The organism is Actinomyces sp. Marseille-P3109, from assembly GCF_900323545.1.
GTDB lineage: Bacteria > Actinomycetota > Actinomycetes > Actinomycetales > Actinomycetaceae > Actinomyces.
In genome coordinates this window covers 1,848,821-1,865,813 of record NZ_OOHN01000008.1, presented here as the reverse complement: position 1 = coordinate 1,865,813, position 16,993 = coordinate 1,848,821, and the positions used below count along the sequence as shown (strand labels likewise).

15 protein-coding genes are annotated in these 16,993 nt (G+C 67.7%); 7 read left to right on the top strand and 8 right to left on the bottom strand.

Features of this window, described 5'->3' with window-relative positions; translation table 11 throughout:
- Window positions 1-72 precede the first annotated feature (72 nt).
- Window positions 73-1,140, bottom strand: coding sequence for a glycosyltransferase family 2 protein (locus BQ8008_RS08135; RefSeq protein ID WP_108833573.1), 1,068 nt, complete (start codon window positions 1,138-1,140; stop codon window positions 73-75).
- A complete protein-coding gene (locus tag BQ8008_RS08130) occupies window positions 1,137-2,240 on the bottom strand; it encodes a glycosyltransferase family 4 protein (RefSeq protein WP_234415297.1) in 1,104 nt (367 codons plus the stop codon). Before BQ8008_RS08130 ends, BQ8008_RS08135 begins: the two co-directional genes overlap by 4 nt.
- A 141-nt stretch (window positions 2,241-2,381) precedes the next feature.
- Here BQ8008_RS08130 and BQ8008_RS08125 point away from each other — a divergent pair, with 141 nt between their 5' ends.
- The 5 genes from BQ8008_RS08125 (at window position 2,382) to BQ8008_RS08105 (ending at window position 7,303) form a co-directional block, all read left to right on the top strand.
- Window positions 2,382-3,503: a glycosyltransferase family 4 protein gene (locus tag BQ8008_RS08125; RefSeq protein WP_108833571.1), complete on the top strand. Its 1,122-nt coding sequence runs from the start codon at window positions 2,382-2,384 to the stop codon at window positions 3,501-3,503.
- Window positions 3,504-3,654: 151 nt separating this feature from the next.
- Window positions 3,655-4,596, top strand: a complete 942-nt coding sequence (locus BQ8008_RS08120) for an SDR family oxidoreductase (RefSeq protein WP_234415296.1) — start codon at window positions 3,655-3,657, stop codon at window positions 4,594-4,596.
- 165 nt (window positions 4,597-4,761) lie between these two features.
- On the top strand, window positions 4,762-6,180 hold the full coding sequence (locus tag BQ8008_RS08115; protein ID WP_234415295.1) for a DUF2142 domain-containing protein: 1,419 nt from the start codon (window positions 4,762-4,764) through the stop codon (window positions 6,178-6,180).
- A gap of 11 nt (window positions 6,181-6,191) precedes the next feature.
- Window positions 6,192-6,920, top strand: a complete 729-nt coding sequence (locus BQ8008_RS08110) for a glycosyltransferase family 2 protein (RefSeq protein WP_234415294.1) — start codon at window positions 6,192-6,194, stop codon at window positions 6,918-6,920.
- The gene (locus BQ8008_RS08105; RefSeq protein WP_108833567.1) at window positions 6,917-7,303 is read left to right on the top strand and encodes a DUF2304 domain-containing protein; all 387 of its coding nucleotides are present in this window, start codon (window positions 6,917-6,919) and stop codon (window positions 7,301-7,303) included. Before BQ8008_RS08110 ends, BQ8008_RS08105 begins: the two co-directional genes overlap by 4 nt.
- An 11-nt stretch (window positions 7,304-7,314) precedes the next feature.
- On the opposite strand, the gene BQ8008_RS08100 is transcribed toward BQ8008_RS08105, so the two are convergent.
- From BQ8008_RS08100 to rfbA, 5 genes are all read right to left on the bottom strand, one after another.
- The gene (locus BQ8008_RS08100; protein ID WP_325048130.1) at window positions 7,315-8,481 is read right to left on the bottom strand and encodes a glycosyltransferase family 4 protein; all 1,167 of its coding nucleotides are present in this window, start codon (window positions 8,479-8,481) and stop codon (window positions 7,315-7,317) included.
- Between the two features lie 19 nt (window positions 8,482-8,500).
- Window positions 8,501-9,784, bottom strand: coding sequence for a lipopolysaccharide biosynthesis protein (locus tag BQ8008_RS08095; RefSeq protein WP_159086781.1), 1,284 nt, complete (start codon window positions 9,782-9,784; stop codon window positions 8,501-8,503).
- A gap of 102 nt (window positions 9,785-9,886) precedes the next feature.
- A complete protein-coding gene (locus BQ8008_RS08090; RefSeq protein ID WP_108833565.1) occupies window positions 9,887-10,747 on the bottom strand; it encodes a LicD family protein in 861 nt (286 codons plus the stop codon).
- An 81-nt stretch (window positions 10,748-10,828) separates the two neighbouring features.
- Window positions 10,829-12,658, bottom strand: coding sequence for a phosphotransferase (locus BQ8008_RS08085; RefSeq protein WP_108833564.1), 1,830 nt, complete (start codon window positions 12,656-12,658; stop codon window positions 10,829-10,831).
- Between the two features lie 171 nt (window positions 12,659-12,829).
- Window positions 12,830-13,702: a glucose-1-phosphate thymidylyltransferase RfbA gene (rfbA, locus tag BQ8008_RS08080; protein WP_108833563.1), complete on the bottom strand. Its 873-nt coding sequence runs from the start codon at window positions 13,700-13,702 to the stop codon at window positions 12,830-12,832.
- Between the two features lie 202 nt (window positions 13,703-13,904).
- Between rfbA and BQ8008_RS08075 the strand changes: the two genes are divergently transcribed.
- Together BQ8008_RS08075 and manA are read left to right on the top strand one after the other, a co-directional pair.
- Window positions 13,905-14,486: a dTDP-4-dehydrorhamnose 3,5-epimerase family protein gene (locus BQ8008_RS08075; protein ID WP_108833562.1), complete on the top strand. Its 582-nt coding sequence runs from the start codon at window positions 13,905-13,907 to the stop codon at window positions 14,484-14,486.
- Window positions 14,487-14,757: 271 nt separating this feature from the next.
- Entirely contained in the window at window positions 14,758-15,948 is a 1,191-nt protein-coding gene (gene manA / locus BQ8008_RS08070; protein WP_108833561.1) for a mannose-6-phosphate isomerase, class I, read from the top strand.
- Window positions 15,949-16,024: 76 nt separating this feature from the next.
- On the opposite strand, the gene BQ8008_RS08065 is transcribed toward manA, so the two are convergent.
- The gene (locus BQ8008_RS08065; RefSeq protein WP_108833560.1) at window positions 16,025-16,816 is read right to left on the bottom strand and encodes a TIGR03089 family protein; all 792 of its coding nucleotides are present in this window, start codon (window positions 16,814-16,816) and stop codon (window positions 16,025-16,027) included.
- Window positions 16,817-16,993: the final 177 nt, after the last annotated feature.

The window sequence follows — 16,993 nt, the reverse complement described above, 5'->3', positions numbered from 1 at the left end:
TGGACCTCCGGCTACGTCTCAGTTCCGTAACTCTAGCGGGTAGGGCACGATCGGCGCAGTCGGGCGCTGGGATCAGCGGCGCCTCGATGGCTTCGGGCGTCGTGACGGAGCTCCCGAGCGTCGCCACAGCTCGCCCGGCAGGCCGGCAACCGCCTGAGCGAGCCCGGTCATCACCGGGCCTCGCCGCGGACCGCACAGGCCGCGCACCAGTGTGCGGGCCAGCGCCTGCAGCACGACGCGGGCAGGGCTGTGGGCGGCGGCCACCAGGATCCGGTTGCGGGTGTTGACCCGGATGAACATCGGTGAGTCGGTACCCGCGGAGGAGGCGTGCTCGTGGAGCACCACCGCCTCGCGCACGTAGACGACCCGCCACCCGTGCTCGCGCAGACGCCAGGAGAGGTCCGTGTCCTCGTAGTACATGAACAGGTCCTCACGGAAGCCGCCCAGGGTCCGCCACGCCTCCCGCCGGATCGCGCAGGCGCCGCCGCACAGGCCGAAGACCTGGCTGGGGGAGTGCTCCCGCTCGGCCGGCACCAGCCAGTCGCGGTCGTAACCGTTGCCGGAGGCGTCCACGAGGTTGCCCGTGGAGTTGACCAGGACCTCGCCCTCGCCGCGGGCGGCGGCCTCGTTGCTGATCCGCGTCCACCTGCCGGTGTGCGGTGAGACCAGTGCGTCCTGGCCCGGGACGGCCGGCTTCCATCGGCCGGCCAGCAGGATCCGCGCCGTCGCCGCGGCCGGGGCGGATCCCGGCGTCGCCCGCGGCGAGGTCCTCTGGGCGGACGTGGCCGGTGCGGACGGTGCTGCCGGCGGTTCGCTCAGCGGCGCCACGATCGCCTCGAGGAAGCCGGGCTCGGCTATCGCGTCATTGTTGAGCAGGACGAGGACGTCCTCGCTCATGCCTTGGGCCCCGAGGTTGACGCCTGCGCCGAAGCCCAGGTTCCTGCTCGACTGGACCACCGTCAGACCCGCCAGGCTCAGGCGCTCGACCGAGTCGTCCCCGGAGGCGTTGTCGACGACGACGAGCGTGTCACCGCCCCCCAGCTGCGCGGTGATCGAGCGGGCCGCCCGGATCGTCAGCTCGGCCTGGCGCCAGTTGACGATGACGACGCGAGCGGTGGGCCGTCGCACGAGCCGCGTCACACCACACCCCCGATGAGGGCGTTGTACACCTCTGTGTGCGCGGCGGCGCAGGCGTCCCAGGTGAAGGTCCGGGCGCGCTCGCGGCCCGCCTGAGCCAGCTCGTCGTGGGCCGGGCCGACGGCCTCGGTGAGCCGGTCCGCGATCTCGCGGGGCGAGGCGGGATCGGCCAGCAGGCCGGCCTCCCCGGTCACCTCGGCCATGCAGGTTCCGGCGCTGGTGACCACCGGGGCGCCGTAGGCCATGGCCTCCAGGACCGGCAGGCCGAAGCCCTCCCAGATGGAGGGGAAGGCGAAGGCGCGCGCACCGCAGTAGGCGGCCGCCAGCTCGTCGTCGTCGAGCCTGCCGGTGACGTGGACCCGATCACCCAGGCGGGTCAGCAGCTCGCGCTCGACGGCGTCGTCACCCCACCCGGCCGGACCGACCAGGACTAGGTCGAGGTCGTCGGCGTCGCTCTCCTCGGTCAGGAGCGCGAACGCCCGCAGCAGCCCCAGCAGGTTCTTGCGCGGCTCGCGCGTGCCCGTCCACAGGATGTAGTCGCGCGTGAGGCCCCGGGTGGAGCGGAAGCTCTCGATCTGCTCGTCAGTGACGGTGCGGGTACGCACCCCGTGCGGGATGACGTAGAGGCGGGCGGCGTCGATCCCGGCCGCGATGCAGTCGTCGGCCGTGGCCTGGGAGGGCACGATGATGGCGCTCGCCTCGGCGATGACGCGCTCCAGGGAACGGCTGAAGTAGGCGTTGCCGCGCGGGGTGAAGTGCTCGGGTGCGCGCAGGAAGGCCAGGTCGTGCACGGTGACGGCCAGTGGCAGCGCGGTGGCTGGCAGGGCCCAGGTGGTGGCGTGGACGAGCTGGGCACCGGGCAGGATGGATTCGGCGCGCGGCAGTCCCAGACGGTTCCAGGACTCGTACAGGGCGGTGCGCGGCAGGTGGGAGGAGCGCATCGGCATGGGCGGCAGGCCCACCTCCTGAGGCGAGAGGGCCGCCTGGTGGCGGGCGATGATCCCGGCCACGGGCACCTGACGGGCGCGCAGAGCCTTGGCCAGCTCGACGATGTAGGTGCCCGAGCCCCCTGGGACGGACTGCCACAGCTGCTCCACCACCATGCCCACCCGCGGTCCTCGGGGGCGGGCGGGGCGGCGGGAGCCGTTGGTGCCGGAGGGCCGGGGAGTGCGCCGGGCGGGAGTGGTCTGCGCTCATGCGCTCAGAGTACGGGGTGGCCGTACGCGACGCGGTAGCCTGCCCCCATGAAGGTTCTTCTCGATGCGACGGCGATACCGGCTGATCTCGGGGGCGTGGGACGCTATGTCGACGACCTGGTGCCCGAGCTCATCGCCTCCGGCGTCAACCTGGCCCTGGCCGTCCAACAGCGGGACGTGGCGCACTTCTCCGCCAAGGCACCCCGCGCCCACCTCTTCCCGGTCTCGGAGTCCATGGAGTCGCGCGGTGCCCGCCTGGCCTGGGAGCAGACCGGGCTGCCGGCCCTCATCCACCGGATCCGCCCCGACGTCCTGCACTCGCCCCACTACACCTTCCCGGCCCTGCACCAGGTTCCCGTGGTCGTCACGCTCCACGACGCCACCTTCTTCTCCCACCCGCAGGCCCACTCGCCCCTCAAGCAGAAGTTCTTCACCCACGCCATCCGGCGGGCCGTGCGAGGTGCCGACGCGCTCGTCGTTCCCTCCCAAGCCACCCGCGACGAGACCATCGCGTACGTCGGCGGCGACCCCGAGCGATTCCACGTCGCCTACCACGGCGTGGATACCTCCGTGTTCCACCCGGTCGACGACGCCGAGCGGGCCCGCGTGGCGGCCTCCCTCGGCCTGGAGGGCAAGCGCTACATCGGTTTCCTGGGGACCTTGGAGCCCCGCAAGAACGTCCCCAACCTGGTACGCGCCTGGGTCACGGTCTTCCGCGACTCCGATGACGCCCCAGCCCTGGTCCTGGCCGGCGGACCCGGCTGGGACGCCGAGATCGAGCCCGCTCTGGCCCAGGTCCCTCGGCACATGACCCTCCTGCGACCCGGCTACCTGCCCCTGGAGGACCTGCCCGGGTTCCTGTCCGGCTGTGAGATCCTGGCCTACCCCTCCATCGGTGAGGGCTTCGGCCTGCCGGTGCTCGAGGCCATGGCCTGCGGGGCCGCCGTGCTCACCACCCGCGAGCTGAGCCTGCCGGAGGTCGGAGGAGACGCCGTGGCCTACTGCGGATCCGACGCCTCGGCCATCGCCCGCGGCCTCGTGCTCCTCGACGCCGACCCCGAGCGGCGCCGGGCTCTGGGGGCCGCCGCCGCCCAGCGGGCCGGCGAGTTCACCTGGAGGGCCTCCGCCCAGGTGCACGTCGAGGCCTACCGGGCTGCGATGACCCGTTAGAGGGCGCTCGGGAACAGCATCATGACAGACGCATGAGGAGGGTCCGTTCCGCGGGATCCGTGCTCCGTGCGCCGGCGACATAGCCGACATAACCGGCCAATTCGCTCGTGTAGACTCCGGCGCGGGTTCTGATGCAGGCGGAACTTGCGGAATGCCGTTGGGAAGGAAGAGCCGGTCAGTGGACGAGAGCAGGTCGTTTGAGGGCGGGAGAACACGTGCGTCTCGCAGAGAGGGACAACAACGCGTTCTCGTCACCGGCGCCAACGGGCAGCTGGGGCGGGCGCTCATGGCCCTGCTTCCGCAGGCGGGGTTCGAACCCATCGGCGTTGACCTGCCGGACGTGGACATCTCGGACACGGCTGCCATGTCCTCCTGGGACTGGTCGTGCTGCGACGTCATCATCAATGCCGCGGCCTGGACCAACGTGGACGGCGCCGAGACCCCGGAGGGACGTCGCCTCTCCTGGCGGGCCAACACGGTTGGCCCGGTCAACCTGGCCCGCGCCGCCACTCGGCACGGCCTGACCCTGGTGCATCTGTCCACCGAGTACACCTTCGACGGCGCCACACCTGTTCACACCGAGGAGGAGACCCCCTCACCGCTGGGCGTCTACGGCCAGTCCAAGGCCGCCGGGGACGCCGCTGTCAGTGTCTGTCCCCGCCACTACCTGGTGCGAACCTCCTGGGTGGTGGGTGACGGTAAGAACTTCGTCAAGACAATGCTCTCCCTGGTCGAGCGTGGCATCACCCCGAGCGTCGTGGCCGACCAGACCGGCCGTCTCACCTTCGCCACCGACCTGGCCGCGGGCATCATCCACCTGCTCGTCTCGGGAGCCGAGTTCGGCACCTACAACCTCTCCGGCGAGGGGCCGGTCGTCTCCTGGGCCGACGTCGCCAAGCGCGTCTACGAGCGCGCCGGCCACAGCCCCGATGAGGTCACGCCCGTCTCCACCGAGGAGTACTACGCTGGTCAGGAAGGGATCGCTCCGCGTCCCCTGAGCTCGGTCCTGGACCTCACCAAGATCAAGGCCGCCGGCTTCACCCCGGCTGATTCCACGGAGCGCCTGGACGCTTATCTTCGGGAACTCATGTAAGTTATTTTCGATCAGAATGCATCCTCTCATCCCCGTGCCCTATCGGAGACCAGCATGAAGATTAAGCTCGCAAAATACTTACGGCTGCCGACCTCGGATCGTTCTACGACCGGTGCGGCGTCGTCCCGGCGTCCGGCGCTGACCGCCGGGCTCCTTCTTCTCCTCATGCTGCTGACCGGGTTGGGCTGGGCTGTCGGCTCGCCGGCCGGCTCCTCACCCGACGACGACTATCACCTGGGCAGTATCTGGTGTCCTCGTCCGGTGGAGGGCTCATGCGAGACGAGTGTCGTCAATGACAAGCCGGTCGTCCGTGTTCCGGTAGCGGTGTCCGAGGGGCTGATCAGGTGCTATATTACCCAGGCGGATAAGTCTGCGGCATGTACACTCGGGCATGATGACACCACGATGGCGTGGACCCCTCGTTATGACGACGGCGGATACCCGATCGGGTACTACCATTTCCACCACCTTCTCGTCGGCAAGGACGTGCAGACATCGATTCTGGTGATGCGAGGGGTCAATGTGCTCATCGCTGTTGTGCTCCTCGGGGTGGTTGGCTTCTTCGCCCCTCAGAGGCTGAGGCGGCCGTTCATCGGTGCGGTCGCGGCCTCGTGGATTCCTATGGGGATCTACTTCATCGCGTCAAATAATCCCAGCTCGTGGGCGATCTCCGGAATGCTGGCGTACTCCTCGGCAATATATATGGCCACCCGGCAGGAGGGGCGGCCCCGCGTCGTTCTTATGATCTGCGCGCTTGCTGGGGCCGGTTTGTGCCTGGCATCGAGGTATGACGCGTCCTTCTACCTGTTCATCATCGGTCTGGTCATGCTCTTCGCGGTGCGTTGGAGCCGGCAACGATGGCCGGAGCTGTGCCTCATCATCGTGGCGGCCCTTGTCGGAGTTGTCTCCATGATGATGTCAAGTCATGTGAGCGATGTTTCAGACGGCTCACGGGGACCCGCCGGTCAGCAGTCCTTCCTGGAGAGGCTGATCGTCGGGATCGAGAGCGCGCCGAAGTACCTCGGTGGATTCTGGGGTCATGCCTGGAATCCGGGATGGTATGACGTCCCACTATCGGTTCACAGTCCCTTTGTGCTCACCATTATGGCGGCGGGGGCTTTTGTGGCCATGTCCTTGCGTCGCGGTGGGTGGCGCAAGTGGACGGTCCTCACGCTCTTCGTGGGGGCGATGGTGGGGCTCCCTGCGGTGTTCCACGCCAATGGTTCCTTTGAGGTCATTGACACCTACCAGGCTCGGTACATCCTCCCGCTGCTGGCACCCACCTTCTTCTTCATGCTCGCCATGGATCAGGATGAAGACGGGTGGTTCACGCTCCCGCAGGCCGTGTGGGTCATCATCTGCGGGGCGGTGTGCCAGACGATCAGCCTTCATACGCTGCTGCTGCGGTATGTTCACGGCATCAACGGGCCGTGGGAGCTCAACCTCAACAAAAGGATCGAGTGGTGGTGGAATGTTCCGGTGTCGCCGATGCTGGTGTGGTTCGTCACCACCTGCTCCGCGACTGTTGCCTTCGGGATCATGGTCTCGATGCTGACTCGTACGTCTGAGCGGCAGGCTTCATGAATCCTCAGCCAATGCTGGTCATCATCCCTGCGTGGAATGAGGAGGCCGTCATCGGCCCCGTGCTCGCGGAGATCACCTCCGCCGTGCGAGGGCTGGCGGATGTCCTCGTGGTCTCAGACGGTTCGACCGACGCCACGGCGTCCATCGCTCGAGAGGCCGGAGTCGTGGTGCTCGACCTGCCCCTCAACCTCGGCGTCGGCGGAGCGATGAGGGCCGGGTACCTGTACGCGGCTCGGAACGGCTATGAGTACGCGGTTCAGACCGATGCCGATGGGCAGCACGATCCGGCGGAGATTCCCGCGATGCTCGAGTGCATGCGGGAGACGGGGGCGGACGTCGTCATCGGTGCGCGTTTCGCCGGGAAGGGCGACTACGCGGTCCGGGGACCGCGTCAGTGGGCCATGAACGTGCTCTCACTGGTCCTGTCCCGCGTGTGCGGCACCCGGCTCACGGACACGACGTCCGGGTTCAAGCTGACGAATCGGCGAGCCATTCACCTGTTCTCTCAGGAGTATCCGGCGGAGTACCTCGGGGACACCATCGAGGCTCTCGTCATCGCTGTCCGTCACGGTCTGGCTGTGCGTCAGCTCCCCGTGCAGATGCGACAACGAGCCGGGGGAACACCCTCGCACGGCTTCCTCAAGTCCGCCCGTCTTCTCGCTCGGGCCTTCCTGGCGCTCGGGATCGCTCTGACCCGCCCTCGATCCTCGGTTCGCAATCGTGAAGGGGGAGGGGAATGAGCTCGACCTATCTGCTCGGCGTCGCCTTCGGCGTGGTGGTCCTGGTGTCCGTCTTTCTCAAGATGCGCAACGCAGGAATGAAAGAGGCGTACGCCACGTGGTGGATCGTCATTGCGGTGGGAAGCGTTCTGTTCTCGGTCATTCCCGGTGCTCTCGAAGCCGTGTCCCGTGCTCTGGGGGTGGTCGTCCCTCTCAACCTGGGCTTCTTCGTGGCAGGCATCATTCTCCTGCTGCTGTCCCTGCGCTTCAGCGTTGATCTGTCCCAGTCCTTCGAGGACCGCCGCCGGCTCACCGAGGAGATCGCAATTCTGCGCGCCGAGGTCGATGCGCTGCGCAACCGACTGGATTCGCAGGGCGACGACACGGGCGGGGCCGATTCCTGATATGGGGTCGGTCACTGCTGTGCGTACCGGCTGATCACCTCGAGGGCGATGGACTCGTACTGGCGCGCGCGCACCGGCCATGTCCACTCCTGAATCAGGTCGGTTGACGCCTGCGGAAGCGGAGTGCTCAGGGCCTCGGTGAGGCCGGCCACCAATGAGTCGGTCGTTTTCGACGGGCACACCGTGATGGGTGCTCCCTGGTCGCGCAGCAGCTGAGCTCCGGGCACATCGAAGGTGACGACCCGCCCCTGCTCGGAGATGGCCTCCAGCAGCGTCGTCTGGAAGCCCTCGGACAGGGTGGTCGGGTTGACGAGGGTCGATCCCCGCAACGCGCTCCTGACCTCCCCCTGAGGGACTCTGCCGCGTACATCGACCACCTCGGACAGTCCCAGGGCCTCGCAGCGCTCGTGAGCGGCTCCGAGCTGGGCGCCGTCGCCGATCATCTCCCCTGTCGCCGCTATCCCCCTGCTTCGCAGCGCCGCCACGGCGTCCAGGAAGGTCTCCCAGCCCTTGCCGGCCACCATGCGGCCGACGAACACGAGGTGGGCGGGCCTGTCCTCGATGGGGCCGGTGTGCTGGGAAGGTGTGATCGCGTTGTAGAAGACGTCCGCGTGACGAGCGCCGAGACGCTGGGCGAAGGCCGCCGCCTGGGGGGAGACGGCCAGCACCCGATCGGCGTGGCGCAGGACGTAGCGGCCCATCGACAGGTCGACAACGCGCGAGCCCACAGCGATAGGCGCGGAGGGTGTTGCCACGAAGCCGCTTCCGTGCTCCGTGTGGATGACTGGGACCCGGGCGGCATGAGCGGCGCGCAGCCCCACGAAGCTCATAGGGAAGAAGCGCGTATGGGTTGAGACGACGTCAATACTGTGCTCTCGCAGGAAACGTGCGATGGCGGACGTCGTCCCGATCGCGGGGAACGAGATGACGTCGGCAATGGGCAGATACGAGCGCTCCGTGCGAACCCGGATGTCGCCGTCCATCCTCTTGCTGGGCTCCGAGGCGATCGTCAGCACCCAGATCCGGTGACCAAGATCGGACAGGTTGTGAGCCAGATTGGCGATGTGGAGCTCCAATCCCCCCATTCTAGGAGGATAGGTGTTGGTCACCAGTGCGATCCTCAGGCGAGGAGTTCCTGAGCTCGGGACACGTCGGTCGGGAAGGGCGGCATCAGACATCGTGGTGGGCCTCAGCGGATCATTTCTGGGAGACGGGTGTCATGGGGGTGAGTCTGCGGTAGTCCCGGACGAAGAACAACCCCATCACCAAGAGCGCGATGACGCTGGCGATGATCCCCACGACCGTCGGCGCATTCAGGTCGAACTGGCGGGTCAGAGGGCTCGTGATCGCCACGGTGATGCCGGCCGCGGCCACGCCGCCCAGCAGGCAGCCGACGTAGTCGCGCAGACCCAGCAGGATGTCGTTGGTGAACCAGACGAATGCCGTGATCAGGGACAGAAGAAGCGCCGGTTGCACGAGGTAGGCGTAGGGGAGGATGTCGCTTCCGAAGACGAGTCCCAGAAGCCAGTCGCCGGCTACCCAGAAGGCGAGGCATGAAGCCGCCCCGACGGCGATGAAGAACATGCAGATGCGTGCCAGGAGGGCGGCGGCCCTGGGCTTATCCGTCATCATGAGCTCGATCAGCCGGCCCAGCACAGGAGTGTAGAGGTACGTGGCTGTCGCCTGAATGATGACCGCGGGCACCGCGACCGACGCGTATATCCCCAGCGCGTCCGCCCCCATGACATCGGACAGGTGCTGGCGAGGTACGAGGGTGACGACGCTGAGCGCGGTATTGACCATGGCCACGGGGAACAGTCGGACAAAGGTCGGTGTGGCGTCGCGCCAGCGGATCTCGGGGCGGATCGGGCCGAAGCGGCGTGCTCGGGGGATGTCGTAGAACGCCCCGATTCCGATGTTGACGGCGGTGAGCAGCAGTGTTGCCGCAAGCAATGAGTTGAACAGGACGATTCCGAGGCAGAAGGCGACGAGGCCGCCAATGCCCTGGAGCAGGTAGGAGATGCCGATGTAGTCCATCCGCATCCTGCGCTGCTCGGTGGCGTGGAATCCCTCGAGATACGTGACGACCAGCTGGGAGAAGGTGTAAGTCATGATGACGAGGAAGGCGCCGGCGTTCGTGGTGGCGATCGTGTAGACAGCGCCTGCTCCGAGCGCCGCCGCGGAGGCGATGAGCCTCATCCCCAGGTACTCCTGGCTCGTGTGCTCCCCGCGCACGTCTGTGACCTGAACCGTCCTCAACCGGTACTCCGCGATGGGGAACACGAGGTTGGAGATCGACATGGCCAGCGAGAGGATGCCGGCGGTGTCGAATCCGGTGGAGAGGCGGACGGCCGCGATGGTCATCAGCCAGTTGCACATGGTCCTGGTCAGTGAACCGGTCGAGCTCCAGATGAGATTCGTGCGCAGCGGCAGAGGAGGCGGTGCTGCTTCCTCACGGGGTTTCTTCGATGAGATGTTCACGGAATGGGTATGACCTCAGTGAAGGGCCCCTTTGGGACGGGGGCGATGAAAAGTTGTTGCGAACGATGACAGGCGTCGTCGCCACCGGGTGCGGGAACCGCTCTAGGAGACGGGGGCATGGGGGCCCAGGACAACGGTGGAGGCCTGGTGGTTGACGCGTTCCTCCTCGGGGGGCAGCTGCATGTAGTCGCCGTATCCGCGTCTGAGGATCGCGTCGTCATCGTGCGCCGTCATGACCGTGATGTCCTCGAAGGGGACGCGCCTGGCGGGGAAGAGCTCCTCCAGTGACGCCGACCAGCGCCCCGGGTCCTGCGTTGAGAAGTCGCCCAGCCGGCCGGAGGCGCTTGCCTCGTGCCTGCGCGCGGCGCGCTCCCAGCGGCGCTGCAGGGTCGAGGGCCTCACCCGTGCTGCGCGCAGGCTCCAGTGGACGACGTGCATGATGCTGCTGGCGACCTGCTTGAGGGGGGCGCGCAACGGAATATCGGGTGTAGGCGTCCCGAGCAGAAAGAGCAGGCGGCCCCAGACCCAGGTGGCACGAGCCTGGCGCCTGAAGGCCTTCGGGTCGTCGGGGATGGGGTCCAGGGGGAACAGGTCGATGCCCAACGGCATCCTGAACGACCGGTTGCGGGCCACGCCTGGGACGAAGGTCGAGCCGACGAGACCGAGAACACCGAAGGTCCTCGGGTAGTCGGGGTGAGAGCCGGAGGAGATCACCTCGAAGGCCGGGGCGATCACGGCCGGCGCCTCGGCGAGAAAGCGCTCGTAGTCCTCACGGGGCATGCACACGTCGACGTCGTCGTCCCACGGGATGAAGCCCTGATGACGAGCGGCCCCGATCGCGGTCCCCCCGTAGATCACGTACCGGGTTCCCAGAAGCGTGCAGATCCGGTCGAACTCCTTGAGGGCGGCGGTGGCGGCGAGCTGGATCTTCCTGAGCTGCGTCGAATCCTCCGTGGCGGTCATCGACCCGTCCTTTCATCTGCCTGCGGGAAGACGGTGCACATTGTCGCACGCCCGGCCGGCGGCACCAGAGCGCGCATCGCTTCAGTGAGCATCACCGGCGAAGATCGCCGGCACCGCGTCCTCACCGTCCTCGTACCAGGACAGCAGGGCGTCGACGTAGTCGGTGACGTGGCGGTAGTAGGTGAAGACCTCCTGGCCGGCGTCGTCGCCCTCGGCCTCCTTGGCCAGGGCCCACACGTACCAGCACCAGCCGGCGAAGACCACGTAGGACCAGAAGTGGCGGCGCTCCTGAGCAGTGGGGGTGCGGTCGAAGTAGTAGGCGATCGCCTCGTCGGCGCGCCCGACGCGCATCTGCGTGCACACCACCAGGGTCCCGAAGTCGCTGGCGATGTCGGACATGCCGGCGTACTCCCAGTCGATGAGATCGATGTGGCCGTCGCCGGCCACCAGGAAGTTCGGCGGGAAGAAGTCGTTGTGGCTGGGCACCCTCTCGAAGCCGTCCGCGTCGGCGGCGACCTTGAGGCGCATCACCTTGCTGCGCAGCTCGACGTAGTCGGGGACGTCGATGGGATGGTGACGCTCGATCAGCTGCTCGTAGCGCAGCGCCTCCTGGATGTAGTCGAAGTCCCGCTGAAGCGTCCTGCCGGAGGTGTGCAGGCTGCGGGCCATGCGCATGGCCTGCCTGAGCTCGTCGGCGTTGGCGATGTCCAGGTTGCGGGCCTCGGGGACGAATCGGGAGATCTTCCACCCCCGGGCGTCGTCGTCGGCCACGAAGGTCGTATCCAGGCCAAGCTCACGAGCCAGGCGCAGGCCTGCCGCCTCGGCGTGGCGGTCGACGATCTCCTCGGTGCCGACGCCGGGGTGGCGGTAGACGTACTCCTCGCCGTCCACGGTGAAGTGGCACGACAGGTTCGTCAGCCCCTGCTTGAGGGGGTAGAAGCCGGAGATCTCCGTCTTGCGGCAGCCCAGGGCCTCGGAGATGTGGTCGAAGACCTCGGAGTCTACGTTCTCGATGAACTTCGGGTCGAAGGAGCGGATCTCGTCGACCGAGTCGAACTCGTTGATCATGCCCTCGGGGTAGCGGCGCATGACCATGTCGAGCTCCTTGACGTGCTCGATGTAGATCGCCTCCCACAGCTTGGGCGCCGTCTCGGGCAGGTGGTAGACCTCCTCCAGGATGCGCCGGAAGGTGGAGGAGAAGGCTCGGTCGAAGTAGACGTGGCCCAGCATGATCCAGGCGTCGGAGCCCCCGACCTCGATGTCCGTGATCCGATCGCCCGGGCCGGTGGTGATGCACCACTCCTCGGTGGGGCCCTCGACGTACTGGGCCGAGTAGTAGGCCTTGTAGACGTGCGACTCGAAGGGGTTGTCCGTGAAGTAGTCGTCGGAGGAGCAGATGAAGGTGTTCGCCAGGATGTCGCGCACCAGCCACAGGGAACCGTTGTTGTTGCGCGAGACGTAGTCGTCGTTGACGACGATCCTCACGTCGAACTGCTCTGCCAGGTAGAAGAAGTACTCCTTCTTGTAGCCGACGACGACCGTCACGTCCGTGATGCCGGCCTCGTGCAGCTGGCGGATCTGCCGCTCGACCAGGACCTCGTCGCGTACGCGGAGCATGCCCTTGGGGCGCTCGTAGGAGATCGGGGCGAAGCGCTGGGACAGGCCCGCCGCCATGATGACGGCGTTGTCCACCCGGTAGGGCTCCAGGGCGGTCCGGCCCGCCTCGGTCAGGTGGCGCTCCTGGATGTAGCCGGCCGCCTCGCACTCGCGCACGGCGGCGTTGACCCGTCCTAGGGACATGCCGGTGGACGTCTGGATCTGGCGCTGGGTGAGCGCATCGCCCGCCCGCAGGAGGGTGTAGAGCACATCGAACTGCGACTGCGACAGGGGCTGTGCCTGGGCTTCTGCCATCGGATCCACCGTTCGTTCACTGAAGAGGGAAATGCTGTGGTGTTCGAAGATAGCAGGTCAAGAGGTAAAACTGAACTGCTGGGGTGGGGTCATTGAGACCCGTGGGCGGGCGGCGCCGGTTCGCGCCACCCGCCCACCAGTGCCCGAGGTTCTGGTGACCGTTGCTTCGGCTCAGGCCCGCTGGTGCTCCAGCAGGCCCAGGAGGTAGGTGCCGTAACCGGACTTGACCAGGGGCTCGGCGCGGCGGCGCAGACCCTCGTCGTCGATGAAGCCCATGCGCCAGGCGACCTCCTCGGGGGCGCCGATGTTGAGGCCCTGGCGGTGCTGGACGGTGCGGATGAAGCTGGTGGCGTCGGCCAGCGAGTCGAAGGTTCCGGTGTCGAGCCAGGCGGTACCACGGGGGAGGACCTCGACGGTGAGCCGCCCCGCCTCCAGGTAGGTGCGGTTGACGTCGGTGATCTCGTACTCGCCTCGGGCGGAGGGTTCAAGGTTCCCCGCGATCTCGACGACGTCGTTGTCGTAGAAGTACAGGCCGGGCACGGCGTAGGTGGAGCGGGGATGGGCGGGCTTCTCCTCGATGGAGATGGCCTTGAAGTCCTCGTCGAACTCGACGACGCCGTAGGCCGTGGGGTCGGCGACCTGGTAGGCGTAGACGACACCGCCGTCGGGGTTGGTGTGACGGCGCAGCTGGGTGCCCATGCCCGGGCCGTAGAAGATGTTGTCGCCCAGGACCAGGGCGGCGCTCTCGGAGCCGATGAAGTCGGCCCCAAGGACGAAGGCCTGGGCCAGGCCGTTGGGCTCCTGCTGGACGGTGTAGGACAGGTTGACGCCGAGCTGGGAGCCGTCACCCAGGAGGCGGTGGAAGGCGGGGGCGTCGTGGGGGGTGGTGATGATGAGGACGTCCTGGATCCCGGCGAGCATGAGGGTGCTCAGCGGGTAGTAGATCATCGGCTTGTCGTAGACGGGCACCAGCTGCTTGGAGGTCCCCAGGGTGATCGGGTTGAGTCGCGTGCCGGAGCCTCCGGCCAGAATGATTCCTCGCATACTCCAAGCATGACCCATTCGGACGCCGAATGACGCCAGGATCGTCTGATTCGGGGGAGCATGTCCGTGGTGCGCGGCACGTTCGACCGTGCCGTCCCGTCTCAGAGGTGCTGGTGCGGTAGCGCCGATAGACTTCCCCGGTAGGGCGTTGCCAGTGCGGCGACGTCGACGTCGTTGACTACGTACACAGAAGGAGCCATTGATGGGGCAGATCGAGCTGGGCAAGCCGCTCGCCGTCGAGACGACGCCGATTCCGGGGTTCTTGCACATTGACCTGACCGTTCACGGGGACAACCGCGGCTGGTTCAAGGAGAACTGGCAGAGGGAGAAGATGCTGGCCCTGGGGCTGCCCGACTTCGGGCCGGTGCAGAACAACATCTCCTTCAACAACGAGGTCGGGGTGACCCGAGGCATCCACGCCGAGCCCTGGGACAAGTTCATCTCGGTGGCCACAGGCCGCGTCTTCGGCGCCTGGGTGGACCTGCGCGAGGGACCGTCCTTCGGGACCGTCTACACCTGCGAGATCGACCCGTCGGTCACCGTGTTCGTGCCCCGGGGCGTGGGCAACGCCTACCAGACGCTGGAGCCGAGCACCGCCTACACCTACCTGGTCAACGACCACTGGTCGGCCGACGCCCAGTACACCTTCCTCAACCTGGCCGACGAGACGGCGAACGTCCCCTGGCCGATCCCGCTGACCGAGGCGATCCTGTCCGACAAGGACAAGGCCCATCCGCGCCTGGCCGACGTCACCCCCTTCCCGGCACCCGAGGGGAACAGCTAGGAGCCCCCTGAGCGCTGACCCGGACGGCGCCGCGGGCCCGCCTGTGGCTCGCGGCGCCGTCGTCGTCCATCGCGGTGGGACGGGCCCCGCCCTGACGCCCTCGCCTGAGGTGCCGCCTCATCAGGCCATCAGGCATCCTGAGGTCCCGGCCTCCGGCAGCCCGGGGCGCTGCCCGGCCAGGACTGTTTGCGTCGGGTTTCATAGTGAAAATGTCTCCGAACGGTGCTGTCGCAGGCGCGGTTGAGTTCCGCTCCCGGTACGGTGAGGCGCTATGAAACGACTTGAGCCCGCCCGTCAGCAGTATGCCTGGGGGTCGACGACGGCCATCCCCGCGCTCCTGGGCATGGCCGATGACGGTGCCCCCTGGGCGGAGGCCTGGTACGGCACCCACCCGGCCGGACCGACTCGAGTCTGCGGGGACGGGCCCCTGTCCGCACTCATCGAGGCCGAGCCCGAACGCCTCCTGGGCGACGACATCATCTGGCGCTTCGGGCGTCGGCTGCCCTTCCTCCTCAAGCTCATCGCCCCCGAGCAGCCGCTGTCCCTCCAGGTCCACCCCAGTCAGGCGCAGGCGGCCGAGGGCTGCGCCCTGGAGGATGAGGCGGGCATCGCACTGGACCACCCCGCTCGCAACTACAAGGACACCAACCACAAGCCGGAGATGGTTCTAGCCCTCACCCGTTTCCGGGCCGTCGCAGGTTTCCGGGCCCCGCGCCGCGCCGTCGAGGTCCTCGCCGGACTGGACAGTCCTCTGGCCCGGCGGATGCGTCGCACCCTGCGCCTCAACCCCACCCGGTACGGCATCCGGCAGGTCTTCTCCGACGTCGTCTCGGCCGCCACTCGCCCGAGCCCCCAGGAGATCGACGACCTCGTCACCGAGATCGCGGCCCGCTTCGAGGCCGGCACCTCGCCCTCGCTGCGCGTGGACTCCAACGTCCTGAAGATGGCGGCCACCTTCCCCGGCGACCCCGGCATCGCTGCCGCGCTCCTGCTCAACCCCGTCACCCTGCAGCCCGGCGAGGCGCTGTTCGTGCCCGCGGGCAGCGTCCACGCCTACATCTCCGGCCTCGGGGTGGAGGTGATGGCCTCCTCCGACAACGTGCTGCGCGCCGGGCTGACGACCAAGCACATAGACGTCCCCGAGATGCTGGCCTGCGTCGACTACGTGGCGGCGCCCCCGGTGCGGCCGGCCCCCGAGTATCTCTCTCGAGCCACCCGCGCCTACTACGCGCCGGTGGACGACTTCGAGCTCATGGTCACCACCGTGGTGGCCGCCGACGGCCGCCTGCCGGTCCCCGGGCGGGGGCCGCGCATCCTCCTGGCCGTCGAGGGCGCCGTGACCCTGGTGACGCAGACCGACTCGCAGACCCTCGCCCAGGGCGAGGCCGTGTTCGTCGGTGCCGACGAGCGCAGCCTGTCCGTCGAGGGGGAGGGGACCCTCATCCAGGCCGACGTCCCTTAATGGGGTGCCGGTACCCCGCAGGGCGGCCCGTACAGAGCTGCCCGTACCTGCTGCACCTGCATGAGCAGGAGAGTCGTCAGTCGGGCTGAGCCTCGCAGATACCCTCTTGTCGGATCGCGGCCGCGGCGACGTCGTCGCCTGCCTCGGGAGTCAGGACCACCGCCGTGCGCCCGGTGCTCCAGGCGGCCAGCACCCCCAGCAGCGTCTCGGCCGTTCGGGGACGACGCACCAGGGCGGCGCGAGGCCCGTGCGTACCCGGTTCCCCGGTGCCCCCGGCGACGGCCTCGACCTGGGCCACCAGCTCACCCCGCGTCAGCCTGGCGGGCAGTGCATCGCCCAACGCTCCTCCCCGAGCCCCGGTCTCGGTGAGGTCGTTGCTGAGGTCAGTGAGGCAGGGCAGCTCCGCCGAGAGGCTCGCCGGCGTGAAGCGATCGGGATAGGACATGAGATCCGCGGCGCCGTCGAGCACCAGGGCGGGCAGATCGCCCGGCCAGCGCAGCGCCAGGGACGCCGCGGGGACCAGCACCTGCGCCTCCGCCTCCTCGCACAGGTCCTCCGGGCTGAAGGCGACGCTCAGCTCCGGGGTCAGGCCGGCGGCCTCGATCTCCTCACCGGTGCCCAGGAGGACGGTCCGCCCCGCCAGCCACGCCCCGCAGGCCCAGGCCACCGTCCGCCAGTGCGGCGGGAGCCCGACGTGGACTCCGTCACCCGGCGTGGACTCTGATGTGATCAATCCCGCTATCTTGGCCAACCACATGGACAGAACGTGTCCGGTCAACTCGACGCGCTCGTCGTTTCCATAACAATTCAGCCACGGTCTGTCGGCGTCATGAGGGCCTGGAAGCAGCTCTAGCAAGGGGTCGTGCATGGCCCTAGATTGAAGCAGATCTACTGACGTTCAGGAATCTCCCTGGTACTGTCCAGCCGGTTGGACCAGCCTGCTGCCGCGAGGGGTCACCCCTTAAATTCTCTGGAGAGCCGTACTTTTGTTGCTGTCAGGCAGGCCGCGGCTACCTCCCAGGGGATTTGTAGGAAGTCAACATAT

Coding starts and splice junctions, on each gene's coding strand:
- BQ8008_RS08085 (WP_108833564.1), bottom strand. CDS start 12,658: ATGGCAGAAGCCCAGGCACAGCCCCTGTCGCAGTCGCAGTTCGATGTG.
- BQ8008_RS08110 (WP_234415294.1), top strand. CDS start 6,192: ATGCTGGTCATCATCCCTGCGTGGAATGAGGAGGCCGTCATCGGCCCC.
- BQ8008_RS08065 (WP_108833560.1), bottom strand. CDS start 16,816: ATGCACGACCCCTTGCTAGAGCTGCTTCCAGGCCCTCATGACGCCGAC.
- BQ8008_RS08075 (WP_108833562.1), top strand. CDS start 13,905: ATGGGGCAGATCGAGCTGGGCAAGCCGCTCGCCGTCGAGACGACGCCG.
- BQ8008_RS08120 (WP_234415296.1), top strand. CDS start 3,655: ATGCCGTTGGGAAGGAAGAGCCGGTCAGTGGACGAGAGCAGGTCGTTT.
- manA (WP_108833561.1), top strand. CDS start 14,758: ATGAAACGACTTGAGCCCGCCCGTCAGCAGTATGCCTGGGGGTCGACG.
- BQ8008_RS08130 (WP_234415297.1), bottom strand. CDS start 2,240: ATGGTGGTGGAGCAGCTGTGGCAGTCCGTCCCAGGGGGCTCGGGCACC.
- BQ8008_RS08115 (WP_234415295.1), top strand. CDS start 4,762: ATGCTGCTGACCGGGTTGGGCTGGGCTGTCGGCTCGCCGGCCGGCTCC.
- rfbA (WP_108833563.1), bottom strand. CDS start 13,702: ATGCGAGGAATCATTCTGGCCGGAGGCTCCGGCACGCGACTCAACCCG.
- BQ8008_RS08105 (WP_108833567.1), top strand. CDS start 6,917: ATGAGCTCGACCTATCTGCTCGGCGTCGCCTTCGGCGTGGTGGTCCTG.
- BQ8008_RS08090 (WP_108833565.1), bottom strand. CDS start 10,747: ATGACCGCCACGGAGGATTCGACGCAGCTCAGGAAGATCCAGCTCGCC.
- BQ8008_RS08125 (WP_108833571.1), top strand. CDS start 2,382: ATGAAGGTTCTTCTCGATGCGACGGCGATACCGGCTGATCTCGGGGGC.
- BQ8008_RS08100 (WP_325048130.1), bottom strand. CDS start 8,481: ATGTCTGATGCCGCCCTTCCCGACCGACGTGTCCCGAGCTCAGGAACT.